This is a genomic window from Novosphingobium sp. PhB55 (assembly GCF_004368805.1).
In the GTDB taxonomy this organism is placed as follows: Bacteria; Pseudomonadota; Alphaproteobacteria; order Sphingomonadales; family Sphingomonadaceae; genus Novosphingobium.
The window spans coordinates 348,779-362,064 of record NZ_SODQ01000004.1 but is presented as its reverse complement, the minus strand read 5'-3'; the positions used below and the strand labels follow the sequence as shown (position 1 = coordinate 362,064).

14 protein-coding genes are annotated in these 13,286 nt (G+C 67.3%); 10 read left to right on the top strand and 4 right to left on the bottom strand.

All coding sequences use genetic code 11. The features are described from left to right. Positions 1-69 precede the first annotated feature (69 nt). Both EDF57_RS11820 and EDF57_RS11815 read right to left on the bottom strand, forming a co-directional pair. Positions 70-1,455: an FAD-containing oxidoreductase gene (locus tag EDF57_RS11820; RefSeq protein ID WP_134094403.1), complete on the bottom strand. Its 1,386-nt coding sequence runs from the start codon at positions 1,453-1,455 to the stop codon at positions 70-72. Then, a complete protein-coding gene (locus EDF57_RS11815; protein WP_134094402.1) occupies positions 1,452-1,907 on the bottom strand; it encodes a DUF4126 domain-containing protein in 456 nt (151 codons plus the stop codon). The genes EDF57_RS11820 and EDF57_RS11815 overlap by 4 nt, the downstream gene beginning before the upstream one ends. Positions 1,908-2,161: 254 nt before the next feature. On the opposite strand from EDF57_RS11815, the gene EDF57_RS11810 reads away from it, so the two are divergent. Together EDF57_RS11810 and EDF57_RS11805 are read left to right on the top strand one after the other, a co-directional pair. Beyond that, a complete protein-coding gene (locus EDF57_RS11810) occupies positions 2,162-2,389 on the top strand; it encodes a hypothetical protein (RefSeq protein ID WP_243841022.1) in 228 nt (75 codons plus the stop codon). 145 nt (positions 2,390-2,534) lie between these two features. Beyond that, positions 2,535-4,874 carry a GH92 family glycosyl hydrolase gene (locus EDF57_RS11805; RefSeq protein WP_134094401.1) on the top strand — a complete coding sequence of 780 codons (2,340 nt, stop codon included), beginning with the start codon at positions 2,535-2,537 and terminating at the stop codon, positions 4,872-4,874. Here EDF57_RS11805 and EDF57_RS11800 read toward each other — a convergent pair. Together EDF57_RS11800 and EDF57_RS11795 are read right to left on the bottom strand one after the other, a co-directional pair. Next, positions 4,846-5,331 carry a DoxX family protein gene (locus tag EDF57_RS11800; protein ID WP_134094400.1) on the bottom strand — a complete coding sequence of 162 codons (486 nt, stop codon included), beginning with the start codon at positions 5,329-5,331 and terminating at the stop codon, positions 4,846-4,848. The genes EDF57_RS11805 and EDF57_RS11800 overlap by 29 nt on opposite strands. Before the next feature lie 92 nt (positions 5,332-5,423). After that, positions 5,424-5,687, bottom strand: coding sequence for a DUF2282 domain-containing protein (locus tag EDF57_RS11795; RefSeq protein WP_134094399.1), 264 nt, complete (start codon positions 5,685-5,687; stop codon positions 5,424-5,426). A 159-nt stretch (positions 5,688-5,846) separates the two neighbouring features. On the opposite strand from EDF57_RS11795, the gene EDF57_RS11790 reads away from it, so the two are divergent. From EDF57_RS11790 to EDF57_RS11755, 8 genes are all read left to right on the top strand, one after another. Next, a complete protein-coding gene (locus tag EDF57_RS11790; protein ID WP_134094398.1) occupies positions 5,847-6,386 on the top strand; it encodes a sigma-70 family RNA polymerase sigma factor in 540 nt (179 codons plus the stop codon). Then, positions 6,383-7,024, top strand: a complete 642-nt coding sequence (locus EDF57_RS11785) for a DUF1109 domain-containing protein (RefSeq protein ID WP_134094397.1) — start codon at positions 6,383-6,385, stop codon at positions 7,022-7,024. The genes EDF57_RS11790 and EDF57_RS11785 overlap by 4 nt, the downstream gene beginning before the upstream one ends. Before the next feature lie 86 nt (positions 7,025-7,110). Continuing rightward, a complete protein-coding gene (locus EDF57_RS11780) occupies positions 7,111-7,380 on the top strand; it encodes a hypothetical protein (RefSeq protein ID WP_132266749.1) in 270 nt (89 codons plus the stop codon). A 75-nt stretch (positions 7,381-7,455) separates the two neighbouring features. Then, on the top strand, positions 7,456-8,298 hold the full coding sequence (locus tag EDF57_RS11775; RefSeq protein WP_134094396.1) for a DUF692 domain-containing protein: 843 nt from the start codon (positions 7,456-7,458) through the stop codon (positions 8,296-8,298). After that, entirely contained in the window at positions 8,295-9,059 is a 765-nt protein-coding gene (locus tag EDF57_RS11770; protein ID WP_134094395.1) for a DNA-binding domain-containing protein, read from the top strand. The genes EDF57_RS11775 and EDF57_RS11770 overlap by 4 nt, the downstream gene beginning before the upstream one ends. 131 nt (positions 9,060-9,190) lie before the next feature. Continuing rightward, positions 9,191-10,969, top strand: coding sequence for an IlvD/Edd family dehydratase (locus EDF57_RS11765; protein WP_134094394.1), 1,779 nt, complete (start codon positions 9,191-9,193; stop codon positions 10,967-10,969). 145 nt (positions 10,970-11,114) lie between these two features. Then, complete coding sequence (locus EDF57_RS11760) at positions 11,115-12,005, top strand: LysR family transcriptional regulator (protein ID WP_134094393.1); 891 nt, start codon at positions 11,115-11,117, stop codon at positions 12,003-12,005. Between the two features lie 208 nt (positions 12,006-12,213). Next, positions 12,214-13,281 carry a putative sulfate exporter family transporter gene (locus EDF57_RS11755; RefSeq protein ID WP_134094392.1) on the top strand — a complete coding sequence of 356 codons (1,068 nt, stop codon included), beginning with the start codon at positions 12,214-12,216 and terminating at the stop codon, positions 13,279-13,281. Positions 13,282-13,286: the final 5 nt, after the last annotated feature.

Genomic DNA, 13,286 nt, shown 5'->3' with positions numbered 1-13,286 from the left:
TCCGTCAGGAGCCGTCCTTCCGCGCCCCTGCCCGACCCACGGCCTTACCAAATGCCCGCCCGCTGGCAATCATGACGCGCCGCCATCCGGCTTCGCGTCCAGGGCAAGTGTGGGGAGCAATTCGGCTACCGTGGGATGAATGGGCACGGCCCAGCGCAGCGTGTCGATCGAAGCGCCTGCGTTCATCAGGTCGAGCACGCCGCTGATCGCCTCGTCGCCCGACGTGCCGAGAATGGCGGCGCCGAGGATTTCACGCGTTTCGGCATCGGCGACAAGCTTCATGAAACCCAGCGTTTCCGCCTTCTCCACGGCGCGGCCGACCCGGGACATCGGACGCTTGGCCACGAGCAACGATCGGCCGCTGGCGCGGGCTTGGCTCTCGGTCATGCCGACACGGCCGAGTGGCGGATCGATGTAGAGCGCATAGCCAGGGATCCGCGCACTGACGCGGCGCGCCTCGCCGTCGAGCAGATTGGCAGCGACGATCTCGTAATCGTTCCACGCGGTGTGGGTGAAAGCCCCCTTGCCGTTACAGTCGCCGAGGGCCCAGACGCCTTCGCATGTAGTGGCGAGCTGATCGTCGACCGTGATGTAACCGCGGGCGTCGGTGGCGATCCCCGCCTTGTCGAGGCCGAGGTCGTCGGTGTTGGGTCGCCGTCCCGTGGCCAGCAGGACATGGCTGCCATGGATCGACGGCGCGCCGGTCTGGCAGTCCACCCCAACGGAGACGCCCGCTTCGTGCGGGGCCAGGCTGATGCAAGTGGCCGAAGTGCGCACCTCGATGCCGTCGGCTTCAAGGATACTGCGGATTTCCTCGGAAACGTCCTCGTCTTCACGGGCGATCAGGCGGGGTCCCATTTCCACCACGCTGACCCGGCTGCCGAAGCGGCGGAACATCTGCGCGAATTCCAGACCGATGTAGCTGCCGCCGATGACCACGAGATGCTGGGGCAGACTGTCGGTCGCGATCAGATCGGCATTGGTCAGGAAGGCGACATCCTTGACGCCCGGCAGATCGGGGATAGCCGGACGGCCGCCGACATTGAGGAAAATCCGGGGCGCCGACAGACGGCGCTCACCCACCGCCATGAGCCCCGGGCCGAGGAAGGCCGCATGGCCGCGAACCAGCTCAAGCCCCGGCATGCCCTGAAGCCAATCCTCGTTGCCGTGACGGGCATCGAGGATGATCCGGCGTGCCCGCTCCGCCACTTTGGCCATATCGACCGAAACCGGACCGCTGCTCACGCCGAAATCGGCACCGCGGCGGGCGAGGTGGGCGGCATAGGCACTGGCCACCATCGTCTTGGTGGGTCTGCAGCCGGTGTTGACGCAGGTTCCCCCGACATGGCGGCGTTCGATGAGCGCGACGGTCATTCCGGCAGCCGTCAAGCGCCCCGCCAGCGCCGGACCGGCCTGACCGGCGCCGACGATGATGGTGTCGAAATGCTCGGTCATATCTGGCTCACGATCATGACGGCCGCCGCGATTGCCACGACATCTTCCAGAAGGGCCGCCGGGCGGTCGCTTCCGAAGGCCCTTGCCAGCGCCCCGCGCGCCGCCGCGCCGCCAAGCGTGCCGACGAGGGCTCCGAGCGCGCCCAGCAGAAGTCCGGCGATCAGACTGCCGCTGCCGGCGCCGATGGTCGCCCCGGAGAGCCCGCCGGTCAGGATACGGCCCCCGAACTGCACCGGCACCTTGCGGCTGGGCGTTGAGGGAAGCTTGTCGGTGACGAGTTCGCCGAGGGCCAGGACGCCGAGGATCCAGGGCGTGAAGGCATAGCCCATGAACGCGAGCGGCGTATCGGCCACATGCAGGCCGCCGAAACGCGCCGCGAAAGCGGCTGCGGCCGGAGCGGTCATCGACCGCAGGCCCGCAACGATCCCGATCAGAAAGGCCAGCACGAGCATAAGTCGAACTCCTTATGGGTTGTTTCGCTTTTTCTTTAACGCGTCTGCGGATCACTCTGGCCGGCGGCATGGCAGGAGAAGACGGCACATCGCTTGGGCCGCTGCCGGTTCGAAAGCTATACCGGCATTCCACCAAAGGCCAAGGCCGGGAGATCATGGATAGATCCAGACTGGCGCCATGTGCATCCTGCGGCCTCGGCTGTTTCGCTCAAGAACCGTATGCGCAGGCCGTCCGATCGGTCTAGACGGCACGGATGAGCCTTCTCGAACACACCCTCGCGGCCCTGGCGATCCAGGGCCTGTTTCGGTTTCTCACCGGAAACTGGTGGAGCGGGGCCGTGGCGGCCTCGGCCTATTTCCTGGGGCGTGAGGTGGCGCAGGCGGAGTATCGCTGGATCGAAGTCTACGGACATGGGCTGAGGGCGAATATGCCGTGGTGGGCGCCGATGGACCTGCGGGTATGGCCGAAGCTCGATCAGTAGGTGGACTGGATGGGGCCGATCGCGGCCACCGGCGCGGTTGCCTGCCTGCTGAACCGCCGCCGATGAGCAGAACCGCCTCGCAAGCCGTCCAGGAAGGTTCGCCGCGCGGTTGAACAGCCGTCATGGCTCGGCTTATCATGCGGCGATGAAACTTCTCCTTTCGGTCGCTCTGCTGACCAGCGCCCTTCTCGTGCAACCGCTGGCCGCGGCGCCGGACGACGACGTGCTGCGCTGGGTGGACCCGATGATCGGCACCGGCCCCGAAGGACATACCTTCCCGGGCGCCAGCGCGCCGTTCGGCATGGTGCAGCTCTCACCCGATACCGACGCGACCTGCCAGATACGCGATTGCTACGCCCATGCCGCCGGCTACAGCTATCACGACAGCACGATCCAGGGCTTCAGCCACACGCACTTTTCAGGAGCCGGGCACTCGGACCTGGGCGACCTGCTGGTGATGCCCGCCATCGGCCCGGCCAGCGCCGTGAAGCTCGATCCCGGCAGCGCCGACCGGCCCGGTTCCGGCTATCGCCAGCGCTTCTCGCACGGGACCGAAGTGGCCAGCGCGGGCTACTATGCCGTGACCCTGGCCGACAGCGGCGTGCGTGCGGAACTGACCGCCGGAACCCGCGTCGGCATCCATCGCTATGCCTTCCCCAGGGGCACGGACGCGCACCTGGTGATCGACTTGCGCAGCAGCCTCTACGATTATCCCGGCAAGATCCTGTGGTCGGGCCTGCACGTGCACCAGGACGGCACGATCACCGGTTTTCGCGAGACGCGCGGCTGGGCGCCGGGCCGCAAGCTGTTCTTCGCGATGCGCTTTTCCGCGCCGTTGAAAGACCACGCCTTCATCGACCGTGACGAGCACGTTCCCTACAAGGGCTTCCGCGCACCGCAGGCGCTGCCGGGCCGGAGCGCGGACGGCGTGGCCGAGAAGCTGGGCAAGGCGCTGGAGGCCCGGCTGGACTTCGGCTCGCTGGACCGGCCGCTGGAAGTGCGCGTCGCGCTGTCCGGGGTGGACGAGCAAGGCGCCATCGCCAATCTCGATGCCGAGGGCGCCGATTTCGAGACCGTGCGCCGCCGCACCGAGGGGCAGTGGCGCGAAGCCCTGGCCCGGCTCAGCATGGACGCACCGCCGAAGATGCGGACCAGTCTCTATACCGCACTCTATCACAGCCTGCTCGCACCCAGCGTATGGAGCGACACCGACGGGCGCTATCGCGGTCCCGACGATCAGGTCCACATCGCACGCGATTTCACGTTCCGCTCGACTTTTTCGCTTTGGGACACGTTCCGCGCCGAGCACCCGCTGCTGACCCTGGTACAGCCGGAAAGGACCACGTCCGACATCGTCAATTCGCTGGTCGCCAGCCGCGAGTACAGTCCCTGGGGCATCCTGCCGGTGTGGCAATTCGCCGGGCGCGAAACCTGGACAATGATCGGCTATCATGCCGCGCCGGTGATCGCCGATGCCTATCTCAAGGGCCTCGGCGGGTTCGATGCGGCCAGGGCGCTCGACGCGATGGTCGCCAGCGCCGACTATGCGCCCTACGGCGGCCTGGCCGAATATATCCAGCGCGGCTACGTGCCGATCGACAAGGAACCCGAGGCGGCATCGAAGACGGTCGAATACGCTTACGACGACTGGACGATCGCCCGCATGGCGCAGGCCATGGGCCGCAAGGACCAGGCCGCGCGGTTCGCAAAGCGCGCCGGATACTGGCGCAATTCCTTCGACGCGAAGAGCGGCTGGCTGCGCGCCCGCAAGAGCGACGGCACTTTCCGCACGCCGTTCGATCCCACCGCGATCAACTACGGTTCGGACTATACCGAGGGCAACGCCTGGCAATATAGCTGGTTCGTGCCGCAGGACCAGGCCGGGCTGTTCCGCATGCTCGGCGGCGACGGCAAGGTCATCGCCCGGCTGGACGCCATGTTCGACTTCGACAATTCGAAACTGGACTATAGCCATGCCGAGGACATTTCCGGCCTGATCGGTCAATATATCCACGGCAACGAGCCGAGCCATCACGTCGCCTACCTCTACGCCCATGCCGGCGCGCCGTGGCGCACGCAGGAGCGGTTGAAGCAGATCGTCGAGAGCCAGTACAAGCCCACGCCGGACGGCCTGTCCGGCAACGACGACCTGGGCCAGATGTCGGCCTGGCTGGTCTTCACGGGACTTGGCTTCTATCCGGTGACGCCCGGATCCAACCAGTATGTGATCGGCCGCCCCTTTGTGAGCCATGCCGCCATCACGCTGCCCGGCGGCAAGACCTTCACCATCGAGACCGACAACTTCTCCGAGGCCAATCTCTATGTCGGCAAAGTGGAACTGAACGGACGCCCGCTCGACCGCGCATGGATCTCCGATGCCGAAATACGCGGCGGCGGCACGCTTCGCTTCGTGATGCAGGCCCGGCCCGACAAGGCCTGGGGCTCAGGTCGCGGGGTCAGGCCCTTCTCGATGTCGGCGCACTGACCGTCCGCCCCGCCCCCGGCATGTTTCTAATCAGCGCATCGAGCGACCATGCTCCGCCGCCGCGCGCGATGAGCGGCAGCAGGATCGCAGCCCAACTGAGATGCGTCGGCCAGGCATCGGGATAGACGAATATCTCGATGACGGCGGTCATGCCCAGCAGGGCGGCTGCGGCCGGCCGGGTGCACAGCCCCAGCACCAGCAGGATCGGGAAGACATGTTCGGAATAGGCCGCCGCTCTGGCCGCGAATTCGGGCGATACGAGCGGCAGCGCATATTCGCTGCGGAACAGCTCGAAGGTGCTGGGGGTGATGGTAAGGATGCCCTCCACCTTGGTGCGGCCGGACTGGAAGAAGACCGCCGCTATGCCCAGCCGGGCGATCAGCAGGAGCAGATCCTCGGGCAGGAGGCGGGCCGCCAGCGCGGCGGCGCGATCGGAAAAGGCTTGGAGCTTGGGCATGGCTCGGTGTTCCGTGAAAGAGCGCCCGCATCCGGAGCCAGGGCCGATCACGGCACCGGCCGGATGCGGGCTGAACGGGTTCGCTGAAAGGTTCAGGCCTTGGGCGTCAGCGAGCCGTGGCCCTTGGGCGTCTTGATCTTCTCGCACGAACCGCCCTTCACCAGCTTCCAGGCATTGCCCTGGTAATCGGTCTTCGAAGTACCGGCGCAGCTGGTGCCCGCACCGGCCTTGCAATCGTTCTTTCCGGCGAGCGAGACGCCGTAGCACTTTTCCATGGGGGCGGCGGGCGCCGCGGCGGCATGGCCGGCGACGGACAGGGCAAGGGCGGCGGCGAGCGCGGCGGGGGTCTTGTTCATGGCGGAAGTCACCTTTCGTGCAGGCCGGTCATTCGGCCGCTTCATGAAAGCCAGTTCGGACCGATGCCGACGAAGGTTACAGTGCGCGGCGCCGAAATTTATTCTAGACAGACCTGTAACCTTTGCGGCCGCTTTCCCGAATGGGGGTGAGGAGCATCGATGCAGGCAAGCGAAGACGAACTGAGGGCGATGATGGTCGGCGGGCTGAATGGTCACGCGCCGTCTCATGCCGCGTTGCTGCGTGCGCTTGTCCCCCTGCTCCGCGCTTTCTATCGCCGCCGCATGCAGGGCGGCGAAGACGATATCGAGGACCTCGTGCAGGAAACGCTGATCGCCGTGCATACCCGGCGCGCCACTTACGACCGTAACCGCCTGTTCACCCCATGGCTCTTTGCGGTCGCGCGCTACAAGATGATCGACCACTTCCGGCTCCGCCGCCGCAATTGCCCTATCGAGGGATTGGAGGAAATCCTGGTTGCCGAAGGTTTCGAGGATGCCAGCAACGCCCGCATGGACCTGGACCGCCTGCTTGCGGACCTGCCGCCCAAGCAGGCGGAATCCATCCGCGCCACTCGGATCGACGGCCTCAGCATCACCGAAACCGCCGACCGCGCGGGCCTTGGCGCGTCGGACGTGAAAGTCTCGGTCCATCGGGGCCTCAAGGCGCTGGCCGCCCGTATCGCGGGAGAGCGGCGATGAACGTCGAGACTCTCATCGACACGCTCTCGGCCGACGTGAAGCCGGTGCGCCGCCACGCTGTAGCCCGGCGGATCGCGCTGGGCCTGCTTATGGGCGGCGCGGCCACCGCCATCCTGATCGCCATCGGCCTGGGCATCCGGCCCGATCTGGGCCTGGCGATGCGCGGCTATTCGTTCTGGGTGAAGTGGCTCTACACGCTCTCGCTGACGGTCTGCGCGCTGATCCTGGTCGCCCGACTGGCGCGGCCGGGCAGGTCCGCGTCGCGCTGGCTATGGCTGCTGCCCGTACAGGTCTGCCTGCTCGCCGTTATCGGCGTGGTAGAGATGGCCCATGTTCCGCAGGCGGAATGGCTGGCGATGTGGCTGGGGCATAGCTGGAAGGTCTGTTCTTCGCTGGTGCTGATGCTGGCCGCGCCGATCTTCGTCGGCCTGCTCTGGTCGTTCCGCCGACTGGCGCCCACGCGGCTGCGTGCGGCGGGGGCGGCAGCGGGGCTTGCCGCAGGGTCCTGCGCGGCGACCCTCTATTGCCTGCACTGCCCGGAAGTCTCGGCGATCTTCGTGCTGACGTGGTATACGCTGGGCATCGCGCTGGCGGCGGGCGCCGGGGCCCTGCTGGGGCCTCGCGTGCTGCGCTGGTAAAAAGAAATCGTCGGCGCTGTAACCTCGGCCCGCTCCGCGCCGAACTGGAAGGGCCAAACCGGCACTACCCGTCGGGAGATCGATCCATGAACGCCAAGTCCACCAGCATCACTTTCGCCGCCACGGCCGCCCTGCTCGCTCTCGGCGCCGCTGCCAATGCCGTGCCCGCGAGCGCCCAGGACGCGAAGGCCGAAGCCATCCACTGCTACGGCGTCAACAGCTGCAAGGGCACTTCGGACTGCAAGACCGCCCAGAACGACTGCAAGGGCATGAACGTGTGCAAGGGCCACGGCTTCAAGGAAATGACCGCCAAGGCCTGCGCCGCTGCCGGCGGCCGCACCACCGAGGCCAAGTAACGTGCAGGACGGCCCGGGCGGTTTCGCTTCCGCCCGGGCCCGCCTTCCCCCCGCCAACCTGCCGCGAGCATGACCATGAACGCATCCGTCCCGACTTTTTCCGGCTATGGCCTCGGCCTTCGCAGGGAGCACTACCGCGACTTTCTCGAAACCGAGGTCGACGTCGACTTCGTGGAAGTGATCTCGGAAAACTTCATGGTCGATGGCGGCCGCCCTCGCGACATCCTGCGGCGCGTGCGGGAACGCCACCCGGTGGCGCTGCACGGCGTCTCGATGTCGATCGGCTCGGCCGACGGCCTCGACCGCGCCTATCTCGAAAGGCTGAAGGCACTCGTCGACGAGATCGAGCCGCTGTTCGTGTCCGACCACCTCAGCTGGTCGCGTTTCGAAGGCTTCAATTCCCACGACCTGCTCCCCCTGCCCTATACCGCCGAAGCGCTCGACGTGGTCTGCGCGAACATCGACCTGGCGCAGGATGTGCTGGGCCGCGCGATGCTGGTGGAGAACCCCTCCAGCTACGTCGCCTTCGACGGATCGACGATGAGCGAATGGGCCTTCATCGATGCCATGTGCCAGCGCACCGGCTGCCACCTGCTGCTGGACGTCAACAATATCCACGTCAGCGCCGTGAACCACGGCTTCGATCCGGTCGCCTATCTGGACGGCATCCCCGCCGCGCGGGTGCGCCAGGTCCATCTCGCGGGGCACAGCCAGGGCGAGGACATGCTGATCGACACGCATGACCGCCCCGTCCCGACCCCGGTCTGGACCCTTTACGAACATGCCATGAGCCGCCTCGGCCCGGTGGCGACGATGATCGAGCGGGACGACGCCATCCCCCCGCTGGACGAGCTGCTGGCCGAACTGGGGACGGCGCGCCGCATCGGTACGGCGGCCCGGCGAAAGGCGGCGGCATGAACCTCGCGGCACTTCAGGGCGATTTTCGCGGATGGCTGGTCGAAGCTTCCGAGCATGCGGCGCGCCGCATCGGCCCGGCCGCCCGGCCCGGCCTGTCGGTCTATCAGAACAACTATCGCACGCAGCTGGTCACATGCCTGGCCGAAACGCTGGGGCACACCCATGCCTGGCTGGGCGACGAAGCGTTTCTCGCCGCTTCCATCGCTCATATCGACGCGGTGCCGCCGCATGCCTGGACGCTGGACGTCTATCCCGCCGGCTTTGCCGAGACGCTGGCCCGCCTCTATCCCGGTGATGCGGAAGTGTCCGAACTGGCGGCGCTGGAATGGGCGCTGTCCCGCGCGTTCACGGCGCCCGATGCCGTGCCGATGTCACTGACCGATCTCGCGGCGGTCGACTGGGACACTGCCGTCCTCCACTTCGCGCCCAGCCTGCAGATCCTTCCCGCCACGACGAATGCGGCCGCGATCTGGTCGACTCTGGCTGCCGGCGAAACGCCGCCCGCAGCCGCGCTCTTGCCGGAAACCGCCGCGCTTCTGGTGTGGCGGCAGGACTTCGCCCCCACCTTTCGCACCATCGATGCCCTAGAAGAGCAGGCCATCGCCCTCTGCGCCGCGGGGCAGGATTTCACGGCGCTCTGCGCGTCGCTGGCCGAGACGCTGGGCGAGGAACCCGGCATGGCCCGCGCCGCCGCCCTTCTGGGCAAATGGATAGGCGACGGCCTCATCATCGGCGCGGCCCCGCCTTCGACCACCGCGTAACGACGGGGCCCGGCAGGCCCGCCATCCGCAAGTCATCGTCCATTCTTCCCCCGCGGTCGCCGGGGCCCTTGCATTGGGGCCGCCAGGATGTGCTAGGTGTCCAGCGGCAGTGCCGAGAGAGGATGAAGACCATGACCGCTATTCCCGAACGCCGTTTCCGCTCGCAGGACTGGTTCGCCGATCCTGCGCGGTCGGACATGGTGGCTCTCTATCTCGAGCGCTTCATGAACTACGGCATCACCCCCAACGAATTGCGCTCCGGCCGCCCGATCATCGGCATTGCGCAATCGGGCAGCGACCTGTCGCCCTGCAACCGCATCCACCTGGACCTCGCGAAGCGAGTGCGCGACGGCATTCGCGATGCGGGCGGGATCGCGATGGAGTTCCCCGTTCATCCCATATTCGAGAACTGCCGCCGCCCGACCGCCGCGCTTGACCGCAACCTGGCCTACATGGGGCTGGTGGAGATCCTCTACGGTTATCCGATCGACGCCGTGGTCCTGACCACCGGCTGCGACAAGACCACGCCTTCGCAAGTCATGGCCGCTTCCACGGTGGACATTCCCGCCATCGTCCTGTCCGGCGGGCCGATGCTGGACGGGTGGCACGAAGGCGATCTCGTCGGTTCCGGCACCGTCATCTGGCGCAGCCGCCGCAAGCTGGCGGCGGGCGATATCGACGAGGAGGAATTCCTCCAGCGTGCCTGCGACAGCGCACCTTCGGCCGGGCACTGCAACACCATGGGCACGGCTTCGACGATGAACGCCGTCGCCGAGGCGCTCGGCCTCTCGCTGCCGGGCTGCGCCGCCATCCCGGCGCCCTATCGCGAACGCGGCCAATACGCCTATGAAACCGGGCGCCGCATCGTCGAAATGGCGCACGAGGACTTGCGCCCCTCGCGGATCCTGACGCGCGACAGCTTCCTCAACGCCATCCGCGTGGTCAGCGCCATCGGCGGATCGAGCAATGCGCAGCCGCACATCATGGCGATGGCCCGACATGCCGACGTCGAATTGACCGCGGCCGACTGGACCGAACATGGCTACGACCTGCCGCTGATCCTCGACATGCAGCCCGCCGGACGTTTCCTGGGCGAACGGTTCCACCGTGCCGGCGGCGTCCCTGCGATCATGTGGGAACTGCAGCAGGCCGGCGTCCTCGCCGACCAGTGCCTGACCGTGACCGGCGAAACCCTGGCCGACAATCTCCAGGGCCGCGAAGCGCGCGACCGCGAGGTCATCCGGCCCTTCGCCTCGCCCTTGCGCGAAAAGGCCGGCTTCCTGGTGCTTTCGGGCAACCTGTTCGACTTCGGCATCATGAAGACTTCGGTGATCAGCGCCGAATTCCACGACCGCTACCTCTCCCGCCCCGGCTCGGAAGGCGCGTTCGAGGCGCGGGCGATCGTATTCGAAGGGGGCGAGGACTACCACCACCGCATCAACGATCCCGCGCTGCAGATCGATGCGGACTGCATTCTGGTCATGCGCGGCGCCGGTCCGCAAGGCTGGCCCGGCTCGGCAGAAGTCGTCAACATGCAGCCGCCAGATGCCCTGATCAAGCTGGGCGTGCAGTGGCTGCCAACCCTGGGCGACGGCCGCCAGTCGGGCACTTCGGACAGCCCCTCGATCCTCAACTGCTCGCCCGAGAGCGCCGCCGGGGGCGGGCTGTCGTGGCTGCGCACCGGTGACACCATCCGCATCGACATTCGCGCCGGCACCTGCAACGCCCTGGTGGACGAGGCCGAGATCGCCGCCCGCAAAGCCGAGGGGCCGCCGCCGATCCCCGAGAGCCATACGCCGTGGGAGGAACTGTTCCGCGAAAAGACCGGACAGATGGCTGACGGCGCGGTGATGGAGATGGCCGTCAAGTACCGCCGCATCGCCGAAAAAACGCCCCGTCACAATCATTGAGCGCCCATAATCACTGAGCGCCAAATCACTGAGTATCGCCATTGGCGAACACCGGGCGGGGAGCGATCCCCCGCCGCGCCGAATATCGAACACCTTCCTGCACCCGCGCCTTGCCAACCGCCAAGGCGCGGGGCACATCGCCAGGATGACGCTTGAACAGCTGCGCATCTTCATCGCGGTCGCCGAACGGGAGCATGTCACTCGGGCGGCCAGGGCGCTCAACGTCACCCAGTCGGCCGCAAGCGGCGCGATTGCAGCGCTGGAAATCCGCCACGACGTGAAGCTGTTCAACCGCGTCGGTCGCGGGATCGAGCTTACCGACGCCGGCCGGATGTTCCTGGACGAAGCCCGCGCCGTCGTCGCCCGTGCCGCCAGCGCCGAACTGGCCCTGGCGGAATATGGCGGCCTCAAGCGCGGGACATTGCGCCTCGTCGCCAGCCAGACCATCGCCGGCTACTGGCTGCCCGCGCGCCTTGCCGCATTCAAGCGCCGCTATCCGGGGATCGCGCTGTCGGTCGCCATCGCCAATACCGAGGCGAGCGCCCGCGCCGTCCATCTGGGCGATGCCGAACTGGGCTTCATCGAAGGCGCCGTCGACGATCCGGCGCTGGCACGCTGGCCGGTCGGCGCCGACCAGATGGTCATGGTCGGCCGGGAGCCGGTAGAGGCGGTCACCAACGACTGGCTTGCGAAAGCGCCCTGGGTCATGCGCGAGGAAGGCTCGGGCACCCGCTCGACGTTCGAAGCGGCGGTCCGCGATCGCGGTCTCGATCCCGGCGCGCTCGACGTGGTGCTGACGCTGCCGTCCAACGAAGCGGTCCTCGCCGCCGTTCTGACCGGCGCGGGTTACGGCGTCCTCTCCAAGCTGGTCGTCGATACCGCGCTGGCGGCCCGCTCCCTTCATGCCCTGCCGTTTCACCTGCCACGGCGGCCTTTCTTCGGGCTGCGGCAGAAGGAGCGCTATCGCAGCAAGGCGGCCGATGCCTTGCTCGACATCATCCGCGACCACGAAGCGCAGCCCGACTGGATCATCTGATCCGCGAGCAGGCCTGAATCGATCGACCGAAGCGATCGTACCGATGGAGACGCCGGCCAGCTTACACGTCTCGCGCAAGCCTTAGGCTGCCAGGACCGCCGATCCAAGGCGCGCGATCAATCTCTCCGACAGATTGGAACGACAACAACTCGCCATTAGTACGATCGGTCTTCGCAGAGCATCTGTTTCCTGACCCAAGGAGACAGCCGTGACACCGACCCTGCGCACCGGAGCGATCCGCCTGATCCCCGGCCTTGCGCTTTGCCTGGCCGTCACCGGCGCGGCTTACCTCTGCCAACGCGCCGAGCAGGCGCTTCTGGGGGAAGCCTGGCTGGAGGCGCTCGTGCTGGCGATCGTGATCGGCACGGCCTTGCGCTCCATCTGGACGCCGGATCCGCGCTGGCAGGCGGGGATCGCCTTCAGCGCGCGGTTCCTGCTGGAGGCGGCAGTGGTCCTGCTCGGCGTTTCCGTCAGTGCCGCGACGATCCTGGCGGCAGGACCGGCCCTGCTGCTCGGCATCGCGGCGGTAGTGGTGCTGGCCATTGCCGCAAGCTTCGTGGTCGGACGCCTGCTTCATCTGCCCGCGCGCATGGCCTTGCTCGTCGCTTGCGGAAATTCGATCTGCGGAAACTCGGCCATTGCCGCGGTTGCCCCCGTGATCGGCGCCGAAAGTGACGATGTGGCGGCCTCGATCGGCTTTACCGCCGTACTGGGCGTCGTCGTCGTTCTCGTGCTGCCGCTGTTCGGAGCGGCCCTGCACCTTGGCGGCTTGCAGTACGGCGCGCTCGCGGGGCTCACCGTCTATGCCGTGCCGCAAGTCCTCGCCGCTGCGGCGCCGCTGGGCTCGGTGGCCGTGCAGATGGGCACGCTGGTGAAGCTCGTGCGGGTGCTGATGCTCGGGCCGGTGTGCCTGCTGCTCTCCTTCGCCGCACCGCGTCTCTGCAACGAAACGGGAGGAACCTCGCCTCGCGACCCCGCCGGAGATCGCCCCGCCAGCGCGAGACCGGCGCTTCATCACCTTGTGCCCTGGTTCATCGTCGGGTTCCTGGCCCTGATCGCGCTGCGCTCGTTCGGCCTCGTGCCGGAGCGCCTGATCGCGCCCGCCGAGACTACGGCGACCTGCCTGACCGTCGTGTCGATGGCAGCGCTCGGACTGGGCGTCGATGTCCGCACGGTGGCGTCCGCCGGCGGCCGGGTCACGGCCGCCGTGGTCCTTTCACTGCTGGTGCTGGGCGCGATGAGCCTGGCGCTGGTCCTGACCCTTCACATGGCCTGACCCCT